The sequence below is a fragment of the Achromobacter sp. genome (assembly GCF_032113835.1).
Classification (GTDB): Bacteria; Pseudomonadota; Gammaproteobacteria; order Burkholderiales; family Burkholderiaceae_B; genus Achromobacter.
In genome coordinates this window covers 1-23,317 of the sequence record NZ_DAMCTG010000014.1, presented here as the reverse complement: position 1 = coordinate 23,317, position 23,317 = coordinate 1, and the positions used below count along the sequence as shown (strand labels likewise).

At 64.0% G+C, this 23,317-nt stretch carries 23 protein-coding genes; 9 read left to right on the top strand and 14 right to left on the bottom strand.

From position 1 onward, the window contains the following. Positions 1 to 11: 11 nt before the first annotated feature. The 9 genes from RT697_RS07945 to RT697_RS07905 all read right to left on the bottom strand — a co-directional run bounded on the left by RT697_RS07945 (position 12) and on the right by RT697_RS07905 (position 7,825). Entirely contained in the window at positions 12 to 221 is a 210-nt protein-coding gene (locus RT697_RS07945; protein WP_313697961.1) for a hypothetical protein, read from the bottom strand. Between the two features lie 44 nt (positions 222 to 265). Beyond that, the gene (locus RT697_RS07940) at positions 266 to 592 is read right to left on the bottom strand and encodes a 2Fe-2S iron-sulfur cluster-binding protein (protein ID WP_056324760.1); all 327 of its coding nucleotides are present in this window, start codon (positions 590 to 592) and stop codon (positions 266 to 268) included. A gap of 19 nt (positions 593 to 611) precedes the next feature. After that, on the bottom strand, positions 612 to 1,805 hold the full coding sequence (locus RT697_RS07935; RefSeq protein ID WP_313697960.1) for an FAD-dependent oxidoreductase: 1,194 nt from the start codon (positions 1,803 to 1,805) through the stop codon (positions 612 to 614). Positions 1,806 to 1,810: 5 nt separating this feature from the next. Further along, entirely contained in the window at positions 1,811 to 2,803 is a 993-nt protein-coding gene (locus RT697_RS07930; RefSeq protein WP_313697958.1) for a tripartite tricarboxylate transporter substrate binding protein, read from the bottom strand. A 105-nt stretch (positions 2,804 to 2,908) separates the two neighbouring features. Further along, positions 2,909 to 3,478 (bottom strand): 3-phenylpropionate/cinnamic acid dioxygenase subunit beta, encoded by a 570-nt coding sequence (locus RT697_RS07925; RefSeq protein ID WP_313697956.1) that lies wholly within the window; start codon positions 3,476 to 3,478, stop codon positions 2,909 to 2,911. Further along, on the bottom strand, positions 3,475 to 4,833 hold the full coding sequence (locus RT697_RS07920) for a Rieske 2Fe-2S domain-containing protein (protein WP_313697954.1): 1,359 nt from the start codon (positions 4,831 to 4,833) through the stop codon (positions 3,475 to 3,477). The genes RT697_RS07925 and RT697_RS07920 overlap by 4 nt, the downstream gene beginning before the upstream one ends. 36 nt (positions 4,834 to 4,869) lie before the next feature. Continuing rightward, positions 4,870 to 5,607, bottom strand: a complete 738-nt coding sequence (locus RT697_RS07915) for a FadR/GntR family transcriptional regulator (RefSeq protein WP_313697952.1) — start codon at positions 5,605 to 5,607, stop codon at positions 4,870 to 4,872. Positions 5,608 to 5,881: 274 nt separating this feature from the next. Further along, on the bottom strand, positions 5,882 to 6,802 hold the full coding sequence (locus RT697_RS07910) for a restriction endonuclease (protein WP_313697950.1): 921 nt from the start codon (positions 6,800 to 6,802) through the stop codon (positions 5,882 to 5,884). Positions 6,803 to 6,940: 138 nt separating this feature from the next. Continuing rightward, positions 6,941 to 7,825 (bottom strand): HNH endonuclease, encoded by an 885-nt coding sequence (locus tag RT697_RS07905; RefSeq protein ID WP_313697949.1) that lies wholly within the window; start codon positions 7,823 to 7,825, stop codon positions 6,941 to 6,943. Between the two features lie 182 nt (positions 7,826 to 8,007). Between RT697_RS07905 and RT697_RS07900 the strand changes: the two genes are divergently transcribed. The 4 genes from RT697_RS07900 to RT697_RS07885 all read left to right on the top strand — a co-directional run bounded on the left by RT697_RS07900 (position 8,008) and on the right by RT697_RS07885 (position 11,522). Next, on the top strand, positions 8,008 to 8,289 hold the full coding sequence (locus tag RT697_RS07900) for a peptidylprolyl isomerase (protein ID WP_006385706.1): 282 nt from the start codon (positions 8,008 to 8,010) through the stop codon (positions 8,287 to 8,289). 236 nt (positions 8,290 to 8,525) lie between these two features. After that, positions 8,526 to 9,458 (top strand): 3-keto-5-aminohexanoate cleavage protein, encoded by a 933-nt coding sequence (locus tag RT697_RS07895; protein WP_313697947.1) that lies wholly within the window; start codon positions 8,526 to 8,528, stop codon positions 9,456 to 9,458. A 32-nt stretch (positions 9,459 to 9,490) separates the two neighbouring features. Further along, on the top strand, positions 9,491 to 10,690 hold the full coding sequence (locus tag RT697_RS07890) for an ABC transporter substrate-binding protein (RefSeq protein ID WP_313697945.1): 1,200 nt from the start codon (positions 9,491 to 9,493) through the stop codon (positions 10,688 to 10,690). Positions 10,691 to 10,694: 4 nt separating this feature from the next. Then, on the top strand, positions 10,695 to 11,522 hold the full coding sequence (locus tag RT697_RS07885) for an SDR family oxidoreductase (protein WP_313697943.1): 828 nt from the start codon (positions 10,695 to 10,697) through the stop codon (positions 11,520 to 11,522). A gap of 17 nt (positions 11,523 to 11,539) precedes the next feature. On the opposite strand, the gene RT697_RS07880 is transcribed toward RT697_RS07885, so the two are convergent. Beyond that, positions 11,540 to 12,466 carry a LysR family transcriptional regulator gene (locus RT697_RS07880; RefSeq protein WP_313697941.1) on the bottom strand — a complete coding sequence of 309 codons (927 nt, stop codon included), beginning with the start codon at positions 12,464 to 12,466 and terminating at the stop codon, positions 11,540 to 11,542. Positions 12,467 to 12,477: 11 nt separating this feature from the next. Next, positions 12,478 to 13,575: a DUF1254 domain-containing protein gene (locus RT697_RS07875; RefSeq protein WP_313697939.1), complete on the bottom strand. Its 1,098-nt coding sequence runs from the start codon at positions 13,573 to 13,575 to the stop codon at positions 12,478 to 12,480. Positions 13,576 to 13,725: 150 nt separating this feature from the next. On the opposite strand from RT697_RS07875, the gene RT697_RS07870 reads away from it, so the two are divergent. After that, a complete protein-coding gene (locus RT697_RS07870) occupies positions 13,726 to 14,322 on the top strand; it encodes a hypothetical protein (protein ID WP_313697938.1) in 597 nt (198 codons plus the stop codon). Positions 14,323 to 14,329: 7 nt separating this feature from the next. On the opposite strand, the gene RT697_RS07865 is transcribed toward RT697_RS07870, so the two are convergent. Together RT697_RS07865 and RT697_RS07860 are read right to left on the bottom strand one after the other, a co-directional pair. Beyond that, positions 14,330 to 14,887, bottom strand: a complete 558-nt coding sequence (locus RT697_RS07865) for an ureidoglycolate lyase (RefSeq protein ID WP_313697936.1) — start codon at positions 14,885 to 14,887, stop codon at positions 14,330 to 14,332. Next, positions 14,884 to 15,117 (bottom strand): Arm DNA-binding domain-containing protein, encoded by a 234-nt coding sequence (locus RT697_RS07860; RefSeq protein WP_105240860.1) that lies wholly within the window; start codon positions 15,115 to 15,117, stop codon positions 14,884 to 14,886. Before RT697_RS07860 ends, RT697_RS07865 begins: the two co-directional genes overlap by 4 nt. Before the next feature lie 105 nt (positions 15,118 to 15,222). On the opposite strand from RT697_RS07860, the gene RT697_RS07855 reads away from it, so the two are divergent. Beyond that, positions 15,223 to 15,603, top strand: coding sequence for a cupin domain-containing protein (locus RT697_RS07855; RefSeq protein WP_313697934.1), 381 nt, complete (start codon positions 15,223 to 15,225; stop codon positions 15,601 to 15,603). Positions 15,604 to 15,618: 15 nt separating this feature from the next. On the opposite strand, the gene RT697_RS07850 is transcribed toward RT697_RS07855, so the two are convergent. Continuing rightward, positions 15,619 to 16,860, bottom strand: a complete 1,242-nt coding sequence (locus tag RT697_RS07850; protein WP_313697933.1) for an MFS transporter — start codon at positions 16,858 to 16,860, stop codon at positions 15,619 to 15,621. On the opposite strand from RT697_RS07850, the gene RT697_RS07845 reads away from it, so the two are divergent. From RT697_RS07845 to RT697_RS07835, 3 genes are all read left to right on the top strand, one after another. Next, positions 16,859 to 18,922, top strand: a complete 2,064-nt coding sequence (locus RT697_RS07845) for a hypothetical protein (RefSeq protein WP_313697931.1) — start codon at positions 16,859 to 16,861, stop codon at positions 18,920 to 18,922. The two genes, RT697_RS07850 and RT697_RS07845, sit on opposite strands and share 2 nt — an antisense overlap. A gap of 48 nt (positions 18,923 to 18,970) precedes the next feature. Then, the gene (locus RT697_RS07840; protein WP_313697929.1) at positions 18,971 to 21,874 is read left to right on the top strand and encodes a WG repeat-containing protein; all 2,904 of its coding nucleotides are present in this window, start codon (positions 18,971 to 18,973) and stop codon (positions 21,872 to 21,874) included. A gap of 271 nt (positions 21,875 to 22,145) precedes the next feature. Then, a partial coding sequence (locus tag RT697_RS07835; RefSeq protein WP_313697927.1) for a WG repeat-containing protein occupies positions 22,146 to 23,317 on the top strand: 1,172 nt, incomplete at its 3' end.

Below are 23,317 nucleotides of genomic sequence, written 5' to 3'. Positions count from 1 at the left end.
CTCCAGTGGGGTCAGGGTTCGATGGCTTCGACGTCGGTGGCAAACACCTGCTGCTCACCGGCGTCGACCAGCGCGGGCTCGGCGGGATGGTCCAGGTAACGGACGATCAGCCAGAAGCCGTCTTGCGGGTTCTCGACGATCTCGGCCAACGCGCCGCCCGCCATGCGCACGCGCACGCCGGGTTGCAGATCGACGAGGTTGAGGGATTTGTTGTCGGCCATGCGGTTGCTCCTTGCGGTCGCGTCTTGCGGTTCAGGCACCGCGGCTACAGTTCAAGCTGCGAGGACGGGACGCGCACGCGGATGCCGTCCAGCTCGGGCGTCATGATGACCTGACAGGACAGGCGGCTGGTCGGGCAGCGCTCCGGCACGACTTCCAGCAGCGCCTCCTCGGCCATGCCGGGCGGCTCCAGCCGCGCGTGCCAGTCCGCGTCCACCTGCACATGGCAGGTGCCGCAGATGGCGCCGCCACCGCATTCGGCAACGATGCCTTCCAGGCCATCGCGCCGCGCGGCTTCCATCAGCGACCAGTCGTCGGGCACGTCCAGCACCTGTTCAGCGCCATCGGGCAATTCAAATATCGCAACGGGCATGTTGTCTCCAAGGGTTCGTTTACACCGCGGCCGGAACCGCTTCGGGCGCGCCGATGCGCGGCACGCCCTTGATGAATTCCACCGGGCTGTCGACCGCCTCGATCGCGGCCAAGCGGCCGTGCTGATAGCGCTCGACCAGCCAACCATTGGCGGTGGGCACTAGCACGTCGCGGCAAGGCGCGGCCGGATCGACCAGTCCGGCCATCTGCAGACGGCGGCCCTGCTGTTCGGACCAGAAGGTGGGCGGACGCGCGGCGGGCGGCGTCTTGCCGGCGATGGCGGCCGCCGCCGTGCGTGCCTGCGCCAGTGCGTTCTGGACGCTTTCGATGCGGGCATAACGCTGCAGCTCGCCGCGAAAGGCGCTGGCACAGTCGCCAATGGCATAGACGCCGGGCGCCGAGGTCCGGCAGCATTCATCCACGACAACGCCGTCCAGGCAGATCAGGCCCGCGGCTTCGGCAAGCGCCGTCTCGGCGACCGCGCCGATGGACACCAGCACGAGTTCAGCGTCGATGGGGTCGCCGCTGGCCAGATGCGCGCGCCAACCCGTCGCCGTGCGCTCCCAGCGCCGCACCGCCGCGCCGTGGCGGATCTCGATGCCGGCCTCGCGGTGCAAGTCGCCGATGCGCGTGGCGGTGGATTCGGACACCTTGCCCGCCATCACGTTGCCGCCCTGCTCCAGCACCAGCACCGCCGCGCCCAGCTTGCGCGCCGAGCAGGCCGCCTCCAGCCCCAGATACCCCGCTCCCACGACGAGCAGCCGGATGCCCGGCCGCAGCGCCTCGCGCAGCCGATGCGCATCGTCCAGGCCCCGCACCGAAAACACCTGCTCGCCCGCCACGTCGGCAATGCCGCGCGCGCTGGCGCCGGTGGCAAGCACGCAGTGATCATAGGCCACCTCGCGGCCCGACGCCGTGCGCAGCGTGTGCGCCGCAGTGTCGATGGCGGCCACCGGATCCCCCGCCACCACGATCACTCGCGACTTCTCGTAGGCGGCGCCCGCGCGCAACGCGATGCGCTCGGCGCTGGTCGAGCCGGTCAGCAGGGCCTTGGAAAGCGGCGGCCGTTCATAGGGAGCATGCGTTTCCGCGCCGAAGAGCGCGATATCGCCGTCAACGCCGGCGGCGCGCAAGGCCCACGCACACTCCACGCCCGCATGCCCCGCGCCGATGATGGCCGTGTGGACACGCTGCGGAGCAGATGAGGTTTCCATGATGCTCAGGCTCCGAATTTCAGGGAAATGCTGGCCTTGGTGGCCACCTGCTTCCACCGCGTCAGCTCGGCCCGGTTCAGCTCCGCGAAGGCGTCGGCGCCTCGAGGCTTGGGCTCGAAGCCTGCGGCGGTCAAGGTTTCCACCGACTGCGGCTGCGCCATGCCTTCCTGCAAGGCCGCGCTGATTTTCTGCACCACGTCCGGCGCCATGCCTGCGGGGCCATACACACCCAGCCAGCTCGTCACATCAAAGTCGGCCACGCCCTGCTCGGCCATCGTCGGCACGTCCGGCAACTGCTTGCTGCGATAGCTGCTGGTCACCGCGATCGGACGAATCGAGCCCTTGCGGATCAGGCCCATCACCGGCGGCAGGTTGCTGAAGCTGAAGTCCAGGTTGCCGTTCACCACGTCCACCAGCATCTCGCCGCTGCCCTTGTACGGCACGTGCAAGAGGTTGGTGCCGGTGTGCTGCGCGAAGAACGCCGTGGTCAGATGCACCGACGAGCCGATGCCGTTCGATCCGTAATTCAGACCATCCTTGCTGCGCTTGCGCGCCGTGGCGATCAGGTCGTCGACGCTGCGTATCGGCGAGTCGGCGCGCACGATCAGCACGTTGATGAACTCTGCCATCTGCGCAATCGGCGTGAAGGCGCGCGCCGTGTCCAGCGGCAGCCCGGTCACCGTGGCCATCGGCAGCACCATGCCGCCCAGGCCATTGAGCAGCAGCGTATAGCCGTCCGGCGGTGCGGACGCCACCTGCTGGCTGCCGATCATGCCGTTCGCGCCCGGCCGGTTTTCCACCACCACCGGTTGGCCGAACTTGCGGGTGAGGATCTCGCCGGCCAGGCGTCCCGCCACGTCCGTGACGCCGCCCGGCGGATACGGCACGATCAGGCGGATCGGCTTGCTGGGATACGCCGCGTCGGCGCCCCACGAAATTCCCGTCGCCGTCATCGCGGCCGCGCCGGCAATGGCCTTCAGTACAGTACGTCTTTGCATGCTGCAACTCCAGGTATGGGCGAGCGCGTCCTGTCGGCGGTCAGGCCCCGAGTGGAAGGAAAACCATCGAACGCCGGCAGACGGGCCGGCTCCGGCAATGGCGCGCTAGAAGAAGATCGTCAGCGCCTTCGATAAGAGAACGTTCTGGTCCAGGTGGATTTCCCGCGACAGAATCGTGAAGCGCCCGTCGCGCCTGCGCAGCACGTCCTCGCGCTTGCCCACGAACAGATTCACTTCGGATTGCAGGCGGTTCTGGTAGATCAGAAAGCGCGACCGCACGCGCACCAGGTCGCCGCCGTTATCGTCTGGCGTCACGTCCAGCACGCGGATGTTGGTCACCAGATGGGACACGCGCGAGGCCGGCTCTTCGGCCCAGTGAATGCCCGTCTTGATCTGCGCGACGCGCTGGCGCAGCGTGTCGATGCCTTCGTCGAACCAGGCGGCATCCTGCCTGCCCGAGTATTCCTGCGCCATCGCGTCGCGGCGAACGTTGCGCGTCAGCGGCATGCGATACATGATGGCCTCGTCCAAGAGGCTGAGCCACTTGTCGAACTCGCGGTGGTCCAGCAGATCGGCCTCGTAGTGCAGAAAGCGCTGCGCTTCCCACCACAGCAGCATGTCGTCCACGCTGTCGTCCTGCGCCACGGGCGGCGCGTTCTCGATGGGTGCGTTCATGCCGCCTCCTCCAGGCGCGCCGCGCCCGCCATCAGTTGGTCCCAGGACAGGCCGTTCATGAACTGCGCCCAGCGCCGGTAGTAGATCCGCGCGTTTTCCTCGGTGTATTCCCCGTTGACCGCACAGCCGGGAATCTCGGGCACGTCCTGCCGATGGCCCACGCCCATCTGGTAGTTGAAGAAGAGCTCGCGCGCCATCGCACCCATGCTGGCCTCGGTGGCGCCGGTCCAGTTCTCCATGTCGTCCGATTCCGTCATGCCGCCCGGCCCGGAATAGCGCAGGAAATAATGCCGCGCCGCTTCCTTGACGGCTTCCGGCGCATCCTTGTCCACCAGATACATGCGCCACATTTCCATCTCGGTCGAGCTGATCGGATGAAACACCGCCAGCGTGCGCGGCTGGCGGCCGTGGAACGACATGTTCGGGAAGATCGTGCCGACGCTGGTCTGCACCCGCATCGCCGAACCCAGCGTGCGTTCGCGCTGTTCATGGATCTCGCGGTAGTAGGCTTCCACCTCCGGATAGCGGCCGTATTGCGGCGCGTAGGGGCCTTCTTCGTAGAACGGCAAGCGGCCCAGAAGACCGTGCCCCAGCTCCGGAAAACAGATCGCCGAGCGCGTGGCCGACGCATCACGCCGGCCTTTTCCGCCACCCGGTCCGATGCCCACGATGTCCACCGAGCGGTGGCTGATGTCGTGGTACAGATCGCCAATGAAGTTTTCGGGCGCGAACTTCCAATTGCACTTCACGCGCCACTTCTGCACGCCGCCGATCACCTCGGAGCCGCCCGGGCTGCCATTGCGATGATCCAGCGCCGCATCCAGGTACAGGCGCATATTGCCGATGTAGTCCAGGAACGGCGGCGCGTTGGGATCCCACGTTGCCCAGATGGCGCCCTTGTAATTCACCACCTGCGCCACCGTCTTCAGGCCCCACTGCTTTTTGTCGAGCTCGCCCTTGTAGTGCGTCGCGTGGCCGGGTACGCCCACCAGCTCGCCGGGCCGCTCCACGAGCTTGCCGTCGGTGGAAAAACTCCAGCCATGGTACGGACAGGTGAAGGTCCGGTTGTTGCCGTGGTCATAGCGACACAGCTTCATGCCGCGATGCGCACAGCTATTGAGCATGACCTGGATCTGCCCCTGCCGGTCGCGCGTCAGGATCACGGATTCCGTGCCCATGCGCGAGACAAAGTAGTCGTCCGGCTTGGGGACCAGGCTTTCGTGCCCCACAAACAGCCACGCTCGCGAGAAGATCTGCTTCAGCTCCTGCTGAAAGATCTCGTCGTCCACGAAGATGGACCGGCTGACCAGTCCCTCGTCGGCGCGCACCAACTCATCGATCGTCTTCTGACCCATCACCACTTCCCCTTGGAGGATGCCCTTAATGGGCGCCTACGGCTTGTCCGCCGTGGCCGCCGCTGTACGCAGACGTGCTTCCGTGTTGTCGACGTGCATGCGCGCGTGCTGCCGCGCCAACTCCACGTCGCCTTTCTCAATGGCGGCAAACAGCGCTTCATGCTCCTTCTGCGCCTGCGCCCCGCGCCCCGCGATCTTGGCCGAACGCGAGCGCGAGACGCGCAAGTTCTTCTTGAGCAACACCGCCAGGAAATCGAAGAAATTCAGATAGTGTTCATTGCGCGTGGCGCGCGCCACGCAGCGGTGGAACTCCATGTCGGCATCCACCCCGACCGCCACGTCGCCGGACGCAATCGCGTCGGCCATCTTGCGCAGCGCCAGCCGCATCGCGGCCAGATCGTCCTCGTCCCGCCGAGCCGCCGCCAGCGGCGCCGCCTCGATCTCGAAGCCCCGGCGCAACTCCACGATGCGCAACACCTGATCCGCATCGCCAATATCCGCCGCCTGCATGCGCAACACAGACGGCCGCGCCGTCTGCATGACGGTCAGCCCACGGCCCTGCTTGCTTTGTACGATGCCATCGCCCTTCAGGCGGGAAACCGCTTCGCGCAGCACGGTGCGCGAAACGCCAAGCCGGTTTGCGATGGTCTGCTCAGGCGGCAAGACCTCGCCAACTTGGTAGTCGCCGCTGGTAATCTCATCCAGCAGCATCTCGGTGACGCGGTCCGTCAGATTGGGCTCCGACGAGAACGGCGCGACCGACTCTCTTTTCAACAGTACTCGGGAAGCTGAATCAGGCATAGGAAGTCTCGTCCGAAAACGTGCATCTCATTGCCAGCCCGCGTTGCCTCGGCTGTGGACGCTCCCCGGGAGGGCGCGTTGAAAATACGATAATCGTATAAGGATGGGGGAGGTATTAGGGGAAGTGCGGATGTGGGAAACCGTCGAACGTCAGCTCCCTCGGCGGCGAGCGAACGATCCTCCCTTCCGCTCCCGGCACGTTCTTCAACGTGGCCGTGGGGGCCTGCCTCTTGCTCCCCACTTGGGATCAATCGTCGTCGAAGTAGTCTGAGTCCAACTTCGGAATTTTGAGGGATCGAGACGAGACGCCCACCTCATGGTCCATCATGAGCCCGACGAGCTCGAGTCCATCGACGAGAACGATCCCTTCAACAGACTTGCCATATTCGATGGCATTCGAATTGAAAGTAGAAGTGGTAATGAACACGCCGCGCTTTGCCTTTTGGCCCGCTAACGCGCCATAAAAATTCTGCACTTCGACCCTGCCTACCGAGCCCTGCCAGCGTTTCGCTTGAACGTACACTTTGTCCAAGCCTAATTTATCCAAGGCAATCACACCGTCTATTCCCCCGTCTCCTGAACCACCAACGCGTCGCACATCGTCTCTGCTGGCGCCATAACCGAGACTATGCAACACGTCCAGCACGATCAATTCGAAGCGTGTGGGGGATACCTGAAGAAGACGTTCGATAAGACTTGCCGCCGTTGCCGCGCGTAGCTCCTTTAGCGCTTGTTCTAAACGATCATCCGGACTCATCGTGACAGGAGAGTCGACAACGTCGTCGTCAACTGCATTCCCTGTGCCAATTGAGCCTTCGCCTGCCTTTAATCTAACGGCCAAATAATCAACGGCCAAATGCGCAACAGTGTCGCCAGACAGCGGGGTCGAGTGCTCACCGGCGAACGCGTGCCCCTTGTCAGTCAGCTTCCAATATCCACGCCGTTCGCTTGTAGAAAGCCCCGCACGCTTCAGTCGATCGTGCGCCCAATTCGCGCGGTTCTTATAGGTGGGCTGTCCGCTACTAATGAGCTTTTGCTTCTGCTCAGCTGTTAGGTCTAATGCCGCTGCCGCCGCTTCGTGAACCTCGTGGGTAGGAGACCCGTCCGGCTTAGAAGCGAGGAAGCGGAGGATCGGCTCAATAAACTGATCATAGGTTGGAACAGACATGAAAACCCTTTTAGCTTTTAGTCGGTCATCTCGATACTTCTCCAACCAGTTGCACGTGGTACGAGCGCGAAAATGGGGAAATAGCGTCTGACGTCTTACACATCCTACAGATCTGGTTCTCGCAATTTCAAGGGGGGGTTAGTGGCCTCTGAATACTTGATCTCGATGAAACTTGAGGTATCCCGAAGTTTGGCGAGAAAAGACGCCGACGTTTGATCTTGCAGTGAGTCCCCACGCTGTAATGATCGGCTCGACTTCAGGGACGGCCAACAGCCTCCCAGAGTCTTCGAACGAAATCCAACCTTGGTCAAAAAGTCGGTCCACGTGCGGAGCCAGCATCAATCCATTGTGCCCATCCAATCGCTCAGAGTTAGAGCTATCCCGCCATGGCTTGATATGACTTGCGATCAGGAAATTCGGATTGGAAACCCCTGTGAGCCGGCATCTGGGTTCCAACAGCAATACTTCCCGTCGATAAATGCCTTGTCCTAAGCGAGCCTGGTACAACCGGACCTTTTGAGTGGGTGGAACATCTTCGGCATTGACCTCCGCTTCCACGGACATATCGAGGACCAAAGCCTCGTTTACACCTACATTTCGAATTAGCCAGTCCCCAAACTGTCTACTGATTGACGTTAGGTATGCCAACTGTGCATCGCCATTGGACTTTAAAGGCGCGTTCTTCGAAGCTAAGAATGAGCTGATGGTCTCGACGAAGGGCTTCAACGAGAAGGGTAACGGCAACAACTCCCACTTCACTGTTACCTCCCACCCCAAGTCCTTCCAGCCGTTCTCCGCGTACCCAGGCTTAGGTGGCGAATCAAACGCCGCCGATGTCGCAATACCAACGGCTCGAACGTGTTGCTTGGCGTAGGAGATGATCATGTCGCCCGGAAGAACTCTTGCGACGTTGAGCCACGGTGTCCGCTGTACATCTCCGGGATGAACTTGCGGGCACCAGATATATCCGCCCGCAAGTTCAGCGCGGTAAGACTTGCTGTGATTCACCCACCAGAAATTCATCCTTCGCTCCTATTGTTATCTTTTGTAATAGTAGCGAAGTCTTAAGAATCAATTGAAAGCTCGTGCAAGAAGTAGAAGTATCGACCGGCGTCGTCATGAACCCGATTTATGATGGCAACGTAGTCAGGACGCCCAAATGCGTTACTCTCCCCTCCCCAAATCAGTCTGCAAGGAGTTCCCTCATGGCACAAGCCTCCGCCCGTCACATCCTCGTTTCCACCGAAGCGAAGGCCAACGAACTCAAGACCGCCATCGAGAATGGCGCTGACTTCGCCCAGCTCGCCAAGGAAAACTCGAGCTGCCCGTCGAGCCGCGACGGTGGCAATCTGGGCACCTTCGGCCCGGGCCAGATGGTCAAGGAATTCGACACCGTCGTGTTCAGCGCCCCGGTCGGCGAAGTGCAAGGTCCGGTGAAGACCCAGTTCGGCTACCACCTGGTTGAAGTGACCAGCCGCAAGGACTAAGGTCCCGCAGCCATATCGGTTCAAAAAGCCGCCGCCAGGAGCGATCCTGGCGGCGGCTTTTTTTCGCCTGGCGCCAGCGCACCCCGCACGCTGCACCGCAGCACCGGATTTCCTATCAATTGATAATTTCTGTTCAGGTGACAGGACCCGAAGGCCTGCGACAGAATGGCCCACACCCGGAGGAGACAGCCGGGGCCACAAGAATCCACAGCGCGATCACACCGCGCCAGAGGCCCATGAAAAAGTCCAGGAAGGTCATCATCACCTGCGCCATCACCGGTTCGGTCCACACGCCGTCGATGTCGCCCCATCTGCCCGTCACCCCCGACCAGATCGCACAGTCCGCGCTGGATGCCGCCGCGGCGGGCGCGGCCATCGTGCATCTGCACGCGCGGCAGCCGGCCACCGGCCAGCCTACGCAGGATCCGGCCTTGTACGCGCAGTTCCTGCCGCGCATCAAGGAGGCGTCGGATGTGGTGGTCAACATCACGACCGGCGGTTCGCCGGTGCTGCCGATCGCCGAGCGCATGGCGCCGGCGCTGCGGTTCAAGCCCGAGGTGGCGTCGCTGAACATGGGGTCGATGAACTTCGGGATGTATGAACTGCTGGAACGGTTCAAGGAATTCAAGCACGCCTGGGAACGGCCTTATCTCGAAGGCAGCAATGACCTGATCTTTCGCAACACGTTCAAGGACATCGAGCACATCCTCACGTCTTGCAGCGACAACGGGACGCGCTTCGAGATCGAGTGCTACGACATCGGCCACCTGTACACCGCCGCGCATTTCGTGGACCGCAAGCTGCTCAAGCCGCCGTTTCTGATCCAGTCGGTGTTCGGCATCCGCGGCGGCATCGGCACGCATCCCGAGGACGTGATGATGATGAAGCGCACGGCAGACCGTTTGTTTGGCGACGATTACATCTGGTCGGTGCTGGCCGCGGGGCGCAAGCAGACGCCGCTGGCCACGATGGCGGCCACGATGGGCGGGAACGTGCGCGTGGGACTGGAGGATTCGTTGTGGGACGGTCCCGGCGAACTGGCACAGTCCAACGCAGACCAGGTGCGCCGCATCCGGCGCATTCTGGAAGATCTGTGCTTGCAGATCGCGACGCCTGACGATGCGCGCGAGACGCTGCAACTGAAGGGACGCGGCAACGTCGCGTTCTGAAAATACACATCCATCCAGTGGAGAGACGAGACATGAAAAAGACGTTGCACGCGACGGCCTTGGCCGCGCTGTTGGGTATGGCGGGCGTGGCCCAAGCCGATGACGGGGTCATCCGAATCGGATTCATCACGGATATGTCGGGGCTGTCGGCCGACGCCGATGGACCGGGCGGCGCCGAGGCGATCAAGATGGCGATCGCGGACTTGGGCGGCACGGTGGCCGGCAAGAAGGTGGAGGTGCTGGTCGCGGACCATCAGAACCGGGCGGATATTGCATCGTCACGTGCCCGCGAATGGCTGGATCAGCGCGGCGTGAACATGCTGATCGCAGGCGCAAATTCGGCGGCGGCGCTGGCGATGGCGAAGGTGGCCGAGGAGAAGAAGACGCCGTTCTTCGTGGTGAGCGCGGGCGCGTCGGAACTGACGAATTCGCAGTGCACGCCCTACACGGTGCATTACGTCTACGACACGGTATCGCTGGCGCGCGGTACGGCGCGCGCGATGATGAAGGAAGGCAACAAGGACTGGTTTTTCTTGACGGTGGACCACGCGTTTGGCCATGCGCTGGAGCGGGACGCCTCGAAGGTGGTGCAGGACGACGGCGGCAACGCCAAGGGCCGGGTGCGGCATCCGTTGAATACGGCCGATTTCTCGTCGTTCATTCTGCAGGCGCAGGCCTCAGGCGCTCAGGTGCTGGGGCTGGCCAATTCCGCCAGCGACACCAGCAATGCGGTCAAGGCGGCCAACGAGTTCGGCCTGACGCCCAAGATGAAGATCGCCGGTCTGCTGGTGCTGATCACCGACGTGCATGCGCTGGGCCTGCAAGCGGCGCAGAACATGTACCTGACCACGGCGTGGTACTGGGATCAGGACGACGCGTCGCGCAAATGGGCGTCGCGCTTCGAGGCCGTGATGAAGAAGAAGCCTTCGATGCTGCAGGCCGGCGACTATTCCGCGGCGACGACCTATCTGAAAGCGGTGGAAGCCACCAAGAGCACCGACGGCGACACCATCATGAAGTGGCTGAAGGCCAATCCGGTGAACGACTTCTTCGTCAAGGACGGCAAGATTCGCGCGGACGGACTGATGGTGCACGACATGTTCCTGATGCAGGTGAAGACGCCGGCGGAATCGAAGGCGCCGTGGGATTACTACAAGCTGGTGGCGCGCGTGCCGGGCGATCAGGTGTACACGTCGCCCGCGGAATCGACCTGCCGCTTGATGAAGCCCTGATGCCATGAACCAATCCAACACCCCTATGAGCACGCCCGAAGTCATCACCACCCTGCCCGTCGATCTGTCCGGAATACGCGTCATCGTCACGGCCGGCGCCTCGGGGATCGGCGCTGCGCTCGCCGACGCCTTTGCGGAACGCGGCGCACACGTGCATCTGTGCGATGTCGATGAACAGGCCCTGGCCACCTGCCGTCACCCCTGGGCGCGCGCGGACGTCAGCAGCCGCGCCGAGATCGACCGCTACATGCAGACCGCGCTGTCGCAGCTTGGCGGGCTTGACGTGCTGGTGAACAACGCCGGCATCGCAGGCCCCACGGCCGGGATCGCCGACATCACGGAAGCGGAGCTGGACGCGACGCTGGACATCAACCTGGCCTCGCAATTCCACACCGTGCGGCATGCGCTGCCCGCGCTGCGCGAGGCTGGCGGCGGCAGCATCATCAACATCAGTTCGGTGGCGGGCCGGATGGGCCTGCCAATGCGCACGCCGTATGCCGCCACGAAGTGGGGCGTCGTGGGGCTGACCCGATCGCTTGCGATGGAGCTGGGGCCGCTGAACATCCGGGTCAATGCGCTGCTGCCGGGACTGGTGGCCGGACCGCGCATCGACCGCGTGATTGCGGCTCGAGCTAAGAACATGGGTTTGTCAGTGGAGGAACAGACCCGGCTGGAGCTGTCAGGCGTGAGCCTGCGGCAGTTCGTGCGCGCCGCGGACATCGCCAACATGGCGTTGTTTCTGGCCAGTCCCTTCGGGGCCATGGTCAGCGGCCAGGCAATCAGCATCGACGGCGATCTGCAATCGCTGCCGTGGCAGCCGCCGGCGCAATGAAGGGGAGCCGATCGCCGCTACAGCAGCGCGATCGTCTCCGCATAGACGCCCTGCCGCCGCGCCTGCGCCGTGGATCTCAAGGCATCCAGCAGCCGCGCGGTCAGCTCGTTGTTGCGCGATTCGGCGCGCGTGATGAGCAGGAAGTCGAACCATTGCCGCGAGGCGAGCGGCACCGCCACCAGGTCCGGAAACGACGCCACGATATCCGACGCGGACAACGCGTTGACCAGGCTGATGCCCTTGACCGCGCGCACCGTGCCCGGCAGCAACGACATGTGCGCCTGCATACCGGACCGCAGCAGCAGCGAGTCGGCGATGTCGCCCTGCGCCACGACGTAGTCGGACCACAACGGCTTGACGTAGGTGTCCGGCGGAATATCCAGGACCGTGATGGCGTCGCGTCCGGCCAGCGGGTGTTCGCAGTGGGCAATCGCCATGACGTCCGCGCGCAGGAACGGCGTGAAGGTCAGCCGCGTGCTGTCGCGGCCGACGGCGCCCAGGCCGAAATCGGCGCGCATCGTCTCCACCGCGCTGATGACTTGCATCGAAGACTCCACGTCGATGGAGAACGGTCGCGTGCCATTGATGTCCAGATAGCGGCGCACTGCGTCGGGCGCATAGCCCAACGCCAACGCGGGCGACGAAGCAATGCGCAGTCCGCGCCCGCCGAATTGTTCGATGCTGTGCAAGGCCTCGTCGATGCGCACGAGTTCATCGAGCACGAACTTGGCCTCGCTGTAGAGGTACTGCCCTGCCTCCGTGGGACGCAGGGTCTTGTGCGACCGGTCGAACAGCTGAACGCCCGTCGCGCTTTCGAGGCGTGAGATCGCGTGGCTGATCGCCGGCTGCGTCAGGTGCATGGCAAGCGCCGCCTGCCGCGTCGAGCCAGTCATGACCACGGCGTAGAAGATGCGCAGGTCGTGGATGTTGAAGTTGCGCTTCATGCGATGCGCGCCTACCGTGGCTTGGGCGGCGTCTTAGGCGCGCTCAGGCCGCCGAACGCAAACAACCCCATCTGCGCACCGGTCGCGCGCGAAAGGTAGTTGTTCTTCAACGACTCCCGATCGCCAAACAGCGCGGCCGTATCGGCGCCCTTTGCCGCACGGTTCTTGTCGATATCGTTCTGGGCATCGTGCATGCCTTCTTGCAGCGCGCGCCGCAACGCGGGATTCAACGTCGCCGTGTCGTAGGTCTCGCCGGGCCGCAATCCCAGGCTGTCGATGCGCTCGCGCAGCATCGTCTCGGACTTGTGCGCGGGTGCGAACCGCAACAGGAAGGCCAGTTCGTCATAGAACTCGAGCGACGAATACATCTGCGCGCGCGGAACCGGCGCCATCCATTCCACCCGCGCGGGCGCGGCAGGCGCAGCCCGGTTGCGGAACGCGGACAAGGTCTGGACCTTGAAGCGCGACTGGATGCCCTTGGCGTTGTCATGGTCGGCGGGATTGAAGCGCTGCGTGCGGGCCACCAGCGTGGCAAGTTCGGTCTCGGAGCGAATCACCTTCGTGATGCCGGGCGGAACCTTGCCCTTCCAGGACGGTCCTGCAACCAGAAAAGCGCCGCCGCCCAACCCGCGCGAGCCAAGGTCGCCGATGTGGTGCATGTACAGATCCATCACCTGCAACGAGACATCGCGCCGCTTTTCCAAGCGGGGCACGGTGACCACGACGGGTTCGGCGCGCAGGTCCAGGGCCGCGTACGAATACAGATAGGCGGGATCCAGCCCGGCCGCCGCGGCGGCTGCGGTTCCCATGGGATTGATGGTGTTCAGCGGCCCTTTGTACTGCGCGCCGGTCTTGTCGATGCTGTAGACATACATGGCCTGGTAACTGGCGACCATGGGCGCGCCGTACAGGTACGATTCGCGGGCGATGCTGCGCGCCTGTTGCGCCGTGACGCCTTCGATGCCGACCCACTGCGAGCCGGAAGCGGCGTCGGGTGACCTGAAGGTGCATCCGGCCATGGCGCCCGCCAATGCGACGGCGGCAACGAGGCCGATGAACGGACGGCAGGTGGCGCGGCGAAATGCGGTGCTAATCTGGCGGTGGCGCATTCAGGGCTCCGGCATGACGGGATGGCGCGGGCGCCCGGTGACGGCGGCGTGTACTGCGCCAGGCTCGAATTCCCGGGGATTCTGGCATATTTCCCCCGCATATCAAAGAAACGGCGCACCGTGCCGACGCAACAGGAAAGACACAGCAGCATGGCAACGCAAGACTCCAGCACGACCGGTCCGGACGGAGAGGCTTTCAATATTCGCGCGTCGTCGTACTTTGTGCTGCAGGCCGAGCACCCCTGCGCGGCCTGCGGCAAACTGACGCGCGTGGCGGCGCTGGCCGTGCCGCCCGGCCATGAAAGCACCGAGGGCGAACTGGAACTGGACGAGGACGACGCGGACAGCCCCGGCCTGGATCCGCAGGCGTTTCGTGACTGGCTGTTTGGGCCGGCGCAATGGCAGGCGATGCCCGGTCCGGCGATGATCTCGTCGACCCGGGCGCTCGCCCCCGAGGTGGTGCAGACCCTGCGCACGATCGCGCCGTTCTACCGCGAAAACCCGGCCCGGTCCGGCGAATGGTCCAATTTCTGCGAGCATTGCGACCAGCCGATCTGGGACGGCGCGCTATACCCGACGCCGGGCCAGGCCTTTTGCCCAAAGGATGCCGCAGCCGCCGCGCAAGTGTCAGTGCAACGGATCGATGCGCCGCTCGCCGCATTTTTCGGCATGTGCTGGACGGACAGCTATCGCAACAAATGGCCCTTGTTCGCGCGCCTGGGGTACGACTGCAGCGAAGCGGAATGACCCTGCCTCAGGCGCTTTGCAACAGATCCTGAGGCACGTCCAGTTGGCGTGCCGGAATCGCGGTGATGGCGCTTTCGGTGGCGTTGGCGTCAGTGGTCAGATGCTGGATCAGATCAACCGTCGTCGAGCGCCGCGTCAGCATCATGCAGGTCACCTCGTCGCCCGCCACGCGGGTGGCGTGCCAGCAGCCCGGCCGCATGCACACGCCCTGCCCCTGCGCCACATGAAAGGCCGCAAGCGTGGACAGGTCCGGCGTGCCGTCGGCGGCGCTGCGCGCCACGATCTGGATGATGCTGCCGGTCAGCGGAACGATTGCCTGCTGCGTCAGCAGATGCTTTTCAAGGCTGGCGACCTCGAAGGACTGGCTGCGGTAATTGACCCACAGCAATTCAGCGTCGCCGCCTGCGCCGGTGTTGAAAAGGTGTTCGTGCCAGAAGTCGGTGGCCGGGTGCGTGTACAGCGGGACGCCGTTGCCGTCCGGCATGGGCTTGCCCAGCATCCACCCGTAGGCGTTGAAGGCATCAGGCGACAGATCGTGGATTTCAAGCTGCGTGTTGCTCGTCATGCGGGACCCTGTGATGGCTTAGCGCCGCGTTTGGGGAATTCGGCGTCGTAGTCGAAGTCCCCGCGCGCAATGGCCTCCAGGATGGCAACGCGCCGGTCAGCGGCACGCTTGAGGTTGGCGGCGGTGGGCTTGACCCGGATACGCTCGACACAATGCCGGCCGTCAAAGAAGAAACCGATCTCGATGGACGATTCGGATGCGGGGCGCACCCCTTCGAATCCCTTGCTCATCGCGTGCTCTCCCTGTTGCCGATGGCAGACATGATAAACGCAACGATGTGACAGCCCGCGCGCTGACATACACTGCCCTGATCCCCACACCCGAGGACGCGCAACATGGCTATCGACCTGACGTCGCACTATGTGTACCTGGACGCCTCCGGCGCCGCCGCCACCGTGACGGGCGGCGACGAATTCTGGTCCCAATCCCCGGTAGACCTTGAAAAATACGGGCGCGGCTGGCTGGTGTCCGAATACGAGTTCGCGGCGGACTGGCCGCAATGGGAGATGCACCCGGGCGCCGACGAGATCGTACGCCTGATGGCCGGCGCGGCGGAACTGCACCTTGAATGGCCCACCGGCATCCAGATCGTAAAGATGCTGGCCGGCGACGCCTACGTCATTCCCAAGGGCGCATGGCACACGGTCAAGGTCATGGAACCCTGCCGGATGCTGCACATCACCATGGGCGCGGGCACGCAGCACCGGCTGGCTTAGCCGCGCCCCCACTGGCTATCCGACAGCGCCTGCCGGACGCACGCGCTGGATCTCGCGGTCGTCGATCGGCCAGTGCAAGGCGGCCGACAGCACGCCCAGCGCCATCGCGCCCAGCCAGATCAGGTCATAGGAACGCGTGGCCTCGAACACCACGCCGCCCAGCCACACGCCTAGAAACGAACCGACCTGATGGCCGAAGAACACGAAGCCGAAGAGCGTCGTGATGTAGCGCACGCCGAACACCTGCGAGATAAGGCCATTGGTGAGCGGCACCGTGCCCAGCCACACAAATCCCATCACGGCCGCGAACGCGTAGACCGACCACGTGGATAGCGGCACGAGCACGAAGAGTGCAATGGCCGCGGTCCGCACCAGGTAGATGCCCGCAAGCAGATACTTGCGCCGATGATGCGCGCCCAGGATGCCGCAGACATACGTGCCCATGACGTTGGTGAGCGCAATGATGGCCAGCGCCGCCACCGCGTCCGACGCGCGCAAGCCCTTGTCCATCAGGTAGGCGGGCAAGTGGGTGCCGATGAACGCAAGCTGGAATCCGCACGCCAGGAACCCCAGATTCAGCAGCCAGAAGCCGGGGCGCGTGAAGGCCTCGCGGATGGCGTCCGTCAGCGACAGGTTTGCATCGGGCGCGGCCGCATCGCGCACGCGGTTCGCGGGCTCGCGCAGCGGAAACGCCAGCGGCAGCAAGATCATCAACACCACCGCGAACGCCAGCAACGCCGCGACCCAGCCCCAGCCGCCGATCAGCCATTGGGCCGCCGGCACCATCGTGAACTGTCCCAGTCCGCCGACCGCCCCGGCCACGCCCAGCGCCCAGCTGCGGCGCTCCGGCGGCACCAGGCGGCTGAGCGCGCCGTAAATGGCCGCGAACGCCGTGCCGGACAGCGCGATCCCGATGCACACGCCCGCCGTCCACATGAAGGCTGCGGGCGTCGTGGCATGCGCCATGCCGGCAAGGCCCAGCGCGTAGAACACCAGCCCGCCGGCAATCACCTTGGCCGAGCCATATCGGTCGGCAATCATGCCGGTAAAGGGCTGCACGATGCCCCACGTCAGGTTCTGCACGGCCAGGGCGATGGCGAAGGTTTCTCGGCTCCAGCCCCGGTCCATCGTGACGGGCAGGAGAAACAGGCCCTGTACATGGCGCACGCCCAGGGCAAGGCCCATGACGACGCCGCCGGCGAGGACCAGCAGCCAGAGCTGGGATGCGTCCAGGGAGGTTTTTTGGGGGGTTGGCATGGCGAACCTCTTGCAGGGAACGTCGCCCCGTCGGGGCAGGCAGTGGGTGTATTACAGAACCGGCGCGCGGGAGATTCAACCGATTATTTTTTGTCGGTTGCATGCATGGGGGGAATCTGATTACGCGGTAGCACGTTTGGCTTCGAGAGCGTTATTCGGTTTACTTTTCACGATTTTCAGCGTCGCGCCATTACATATTCCCGAAGGCTGCAGCCCGAGCCGTTATTACAGTCCGCTGTTCCTTCATTTCGCGGGCTTACTCATGGCGTTCAGCTTCATCCAAGCAGGTGTAGTTGGTGTTTCCGACACGATTCGACAACGCGCGGTGCAGTCCGGATGCGCGTTCAAGTCGTTCACGGTCGCCTCGGCGTTGGCGGGTCTGTCGATGCTGCCCTTGGAAGCGACGGCCGAATGGTGCATGCCAATCGCCCCCGCTGACATGCGGGCTCCCCCGCACCTCTTCAATACCGCGACCCGCAAGTCCGCCAAGCTGCCGCACGATGTCGTCGCGTTGGCCGCGCCCCAGGCCGCCGGGGACAGCCACTTTCCAGGCTGCACGTCAGCGCCGGGCTACCGCAGTCGGTGGGGACTGCTGCACGTTGAGAAAGGATGGACGATCACGCCGCAGGTGCTGCGCGCCGCAAACCCCCCAATCCAATCTGGCAGCGTCGTGGCGGCCCAGCGTGAGGGTCACTGGCAGTTCTTCGACACGCGCGGAGAGGTCCTGCCGTCTGGTCCGTACCGACGCATCGCTCTGCTGTCGCCCGGCCTGTGGTTGGCGCACCCCGACGCCGGCGCCCCCATGCTGCTCGACGGAAACCTCGAACTGATCCATACGCTGGCTGCGGCGCAATTCCGAATGACCGAGGACGAAGGTTGGCATTACACCGAAGGCAAGGAATCAACCGTACTCGCCAACCCGGCCGGCAGCGTCCACGTCCTGCCATTGCGAAACGGCCGGGTGAAAATCCACCGGGGTTACGCGTGGGTGTTCGGCAGTATCGTGCAAACGCCTGACGGCGCCGAGCCAGACGCAGACACGGCCAAAAACGATCACGCAAGCGAAGTGGCGCTCTTCCAGATCTACGGCCGGGATGGTCGTGCATTGCTCGATGACGCGACCGTGGCAGCCCTGCGCGGAAATCTGATCGACATGATCTACCCCGACTATGGGGACCGGCAGACCGACAAAGACATGCCGTTGGCGGTCGTTCAGGGCAAGAATTTCGACACGCCAATCAGTTTGCTGACCGCGGCGGGAATGCTTGTCACCAACGAGGAATGGCATCGCATCGAAACGTACAGAGTCACGATGCCGCTGTTGGCGATAACGAAGGACCGGAACGTCGGCGCGATCGCGCCGGACGGGTCCTGGGCTGTGCAGCCGCTGTACCGCGGCATGAACAAATTTAGCGGATCCTACACGTGGGCATTCCTGCACCAGCGGAAACCCGTAAAGGCCGTCCTGATCGATGCTCGCGGCGAAAAAGTGGCAGTTCCCGCGATGGTCATGGAAGGCGAATCCTTCATCGAAGGCGATTTGCTTCGCTTTCGGGCGACGGACGAGAACCGGTTGAAACGTTGGGGGATCTGGGACATACGCAAGGGCGCGTTGGTTATCAAGCCCGTGCATGAAGACATTCAAGCCATTGACGGCGACTGGGCCATGGCACGGCATAAAGGACGCTGGGGCGTCGTCAACCGCGAGGGCCGCTGGGTGATTCCCGCCACGCACGACTCCCACAAATTGCAATATCTGGGCCAGGGAATGATGTCGGTCAGCGTGCACGTTTCAGCGGGCACGCGCCCCTACGGTCGTGACACCGAGTATCACCTCGTCAATCTTCGCACCGGTCGCGCCAGCGAAGCCTACATCGACAAGCCGGATGCGCTCAAGAACGGACTTTTTCTGGGAAGGCGACCCGATGGCACGCTAGTGCTGCTGGACTCGAAAGGGCGTGCCAAGCACGTGTCCGACAGAGCACCGAAAACGCATGAACAGTTCGGCGACTGGTTCTACACGTCGTACGAAAAGCGCCACGGCGCCGCTGATGTGCGGTGAGAAATGAAAATTCGGACCGCTGACTTCCAACGCCGCTGCAGAATGAACATGACGTCCCGTATTCAACTGACTATCCGTATCGCCGCCGCCCTCGCCGCGACGAGCGCCGCACTACCCTCGCAGGCGCAATCCCACCGCGAAAGCTGCCTGGGCAACCCCAAGTTCACGCCCGCTTTTTTCCTGGACTACGCCGCCTCGCGTCCCGGCTACGCCAACGGCTGCATCCGCGACATCGCCGGCGGCCGGGCGGCCGTACTGCTGCCGTCAGCCCTCGAAACCACCGACGGCCTGCCCGTCGACCGGTCCACGGCACCTCACGCCTGGGGATTCCTGGACGAAAAGGGCCGTGTGGCGATCCGGCCGATCTTCGAGGCGGTAAGCGACTTCCGCCACGGCCTGGCCGCCGTGCGATGGCAGGGCAAATGGGGATTCATCGATAAGAACGGCCGGATGGCGGTACGCCCGCGGTTCGACACGTTAGAGGACATGACGGAGGTCGGACTTGCGGTGGCCCTCCTTGACGGACGACTGCTACTGATCGATCGGCAGGGCAATCCCGTGGGATCTCCATTCGAGGAAGTCGTGTACTCCGTGCATATTTCCGACGGCGTTCCCGCGCGAGCCACGATCGATTACCTACCCGAGCACCGTTCGGTTACGGGCGAGCACCACTACGGCGGAAAGGGCATCATCGAGGAACGGCCTCTCGGTAAAAACGGCCTGTACGTCGCCTCGAACCGCCATGGCACGTACGGCGTCATCGACGATGATTGGAACTGGATTGTCCAGCCCGTTTATCGCAGGCTCGATGTCCGCCACGCCGATGGGCCGGCAGTCGGTTACGGGCCTGAGGGTTGGGTGATGGTGACGGCCCAAGGCAAGCTGATAGGCGCGGACCACCGTTACACCAGCATGAATCTGGTGGGCAGCGCGTTCTGGTCGGCAACGCTGCGAGATGGCAGCGGCCACGCCGTCCTCAATGGCGACGGCGTCGAAGTCGCCACATTGACGCCGCAGGACGCTGAAACCTCGCAGTTGTATACCGACACAATCCTCTACGTCGCTGGCGGCAACACCATGGCCCTCGTGCCCGGCCAAGCCGCCCCGATTGCGCTGGGACAGGATGTGCGCGTTTCCCTGGTTGAGGATGGATTTCTGCTATTGGTCGACAGTAACGAATCGAATGCCGGATTGCTGACGCCCACGGGCGCCTGGCTGCAGGCGGGGTCGGGCGCGGACTGGGTGCCCCAAGTCCATAGCGTGTCGATGCGGCATGACCGGCTCTGGCTATTCGATGCGCAAAACAAGCTGCTCACTGTCGTGGACAAGGACGGCAAGACCTTGTTCTCGCCGCCAGCCGTCAAGGCCGCACAGACGATGCGCGTCAAATCGTTCCCTGCGATCGCGCCGGACGCCCCCCTGGCCATCGTGAAATCCATGCCCGATTCCTGCCAGTGCGAGGGATCCGGCAATGGCGTCGGCTTGATACTCGGAGACGGCTCCCTTGTGATGAATCCGTCGTGGATCGAACTGATCGTGCTACGCGACGAGGAGGATGACAACGCAACGCACGGGGGGCCATTCCCATTGCGGTACGCCGCCAGTACGGCGACAGGCATGGTGTTGCTCGACGAGCGCGGCAACCCCCTCGATCTGCAAGAACAGCAGCACATCGGCATGTTCCGCCACGGCTACGCACCGATTTATGGCAATGGCGTGGCCCGGATGATCGACATCAACGGCAACGCCTACGATCTTCCCGAGAGCTTTGACGCGCAAGTGGTGGGGCCAGGCGTTGCGCGCTACTTGAAAACTTCCGCTCATGGCGAACCGTGGGGTCTGTACGATTTTGTGGCGGGCAAGGAGCTGGCAGCACCCCAATTTCGCAGCATCGCCGACTTCCGCGATGGTCAGGCGGTCGCGTCGCTTGGGACCGACCGTCTGGGCGTCATTGACCTGCAGGGCAAATGGGTCGTCCCGCCCACCCATCGGAGCGCCAGGCGCGTCAACGCCAACCTGTGGCTGATTTCGCGGGTGGATGACGTTCCAGACGAGCGCTTCGCCGCATTCTTCAACTCGGACGGCAGGGCATTGACCTCGTTCGAGCCCAGGCTTGATGTCACCCGATCACGCAGCGGCGCCATCGATGCCGGCAACGGCCGCCAGGGATGGATCATTTCGTCCGACGGCTCTAGCGCTATCGACATGCAAGACGCCAGCTTTTTCCACAAAGGTAACTGGATGACCGTTATTCGCGGCAGGCGCCAGGGTTTTCTGGATGGACAGGGCAACTGGCAAATCGCGCCCTCGCCGGCATCGGTGACGCCCTTCCAAGGTTCGCCAGCCCGAGCCCTGCGTCTGGATGGAAAGACCACGCACGTGATGGACGCCAGCGGCAACACGCTCGCCACCCTGGCGGGCGACCAATGGCGATGGCCGCCCGGCTCCGCATGGCTGCTCCGACATACTTGGACGGATGGCTGGAAGACCACGAACTATGCGGACCTGAACGGCAAAACCGTGCTCAGCGTCGAGGGTCATGCTTCAGGGTTTTCTGGCGGACGCGCCGTCACGGATTTGCCGGACGACGGGCAGCGTGCGGTTGACCTGAAGGGCAAAGTGAACGGCCCGGCGTTCAGGGAACTGGGCGCGCAACGCGAGGGCCTGGCTCCCGCTTACGCAGACGGCGGCTACGGATTCGTCGGCCACAACGGCCAGTTCGTCATCCCGGCCCAGTACCAGGTGGTATCCGGGTTCACGAACCGGCGCGCCGTGGTATCGACCGCGAATGAATCGCGGATCATCGATCCCACTGGCCGAGCGCTCGCGTACGTCCAGATTCAGTGCGGCGTGCGCACGTTGCATGGCGCGTCCGGACAGCGGCTCTGGCCGGTGCGGATGCCTCAGGGTTGCAAGCCCCCGTCACCCTCCGCAAGCAGGGTAGAAAAGTGAGGCGGAGCAGTCGACGGCTCAGCGCCCAAAATGCGCTTCAAAGATGAGCAAAAGATCGCACGTTAGGCGCTATTGCCGGATGTTGGTCAATTTTTCGCGTGCAACCCAAGGTGTTGCTAACGCTTGGTTTTCAACAGTTACATCTCCCGATCCGTCCCCGGGTACCCCTGGTTACAGTGCTGCCTTCCCCTCATTTCGGCAGGCATCGAATCATGTGGCACGCCCGGTCTGGCATTTTCGTTTCCGCGGTTCTCGCCCGCGCCCGCAAGCAATGACGGCGGCGTCCCTGTTCAAGCCGCTGGCGCTCGTTGCGGCGCTGGCTGGCACGGCGCTGCTGGCGGCGGGCAATGCGCATGCGCAACCCAGCGGGATGCAGCAATGCGCGTACAACAACTTCGGCGAAGGCGCCGGCATGTCTTGCCATCGGCCTTTCCAGGAAGGCTTGGCCGCCGTCTTCGTGGGTACCGCCGATGGCGACTCCGCGGCCTGGGGCTATATCGACAAGCAAGGCGTCATGGCCATTGCGCCGGCTTTCACGGAAGCCGGCGCCTTTCAGAACGGGCTGGCCGCCGTCAGCCAGGATGATGTGTGGGGTTACATCGACAGCCGCGGACGCTGGGTGATCCCTCCGCGCTTCAGCGACGCCACCGGGTTCAACGCCGAAGGCACCGCGCTGGCGGAAGAGGACGGCCACGACGTGCTGATCGACCGCCAGGGCAAGGTCGTGAAGACCTTTCCGCTGGGCACGCGCACCCGGGGTTTTGAAGCCGGCCAGAAGCTGGCGGCGATGGAGCTTCCAACGCCGCCTCGCCTTGTGAACATGACCACGGGCAAACCGGCCGCGCTGCCCGACGGGGTGATGGCCCTGGCCGAGCCGACCGGCGACTATCTGCCGGCGCAGACGCGCGACTCGCGCTATGGGGGCTGGTGGGGATTGCTGGACCAAAGCGGCGCATGGGCGATCAGTCCGCAAGTGCTGCGCTCCCTCGCCCCGCCGCTGCGCGATGGCGACGTGCTGGCCGTGAACCGGGACCGCGCCTGGGAGTTCGTGGACGCGCGCGGCGAGCCGCTGTCGGCGCAGCGTTACGAACGCGTGGAATTGCTGGCGCCGGGCGTGTGGCTGGTGCGCGCCGCCCAGGGCGGCACATCGCTGCTGGATGGCAGGCTTGAAACGCTGCACGCCTTCAAGAGCGACTACATGGGCGTGCAAAAGCAGGATGGTTGGCGCTATGCCGCCGAACCCGGCATGACCCTGCTGATCGATCCCGAGGACCGTTTGCAGCTGATCGCCTTGCGCAATGGCGAGGTCAAGATTCATCAAGGACGCGCGTGGGTGTATGGCGTGCCTGCCGCAGGCGCACCGGCTGCCGGCCTGGACGCCGCCGGCGACGACATGAGCGCGGAAGACGAGGCCCGCGCGGCCGCAGCGGCCGCCGCGGTGCA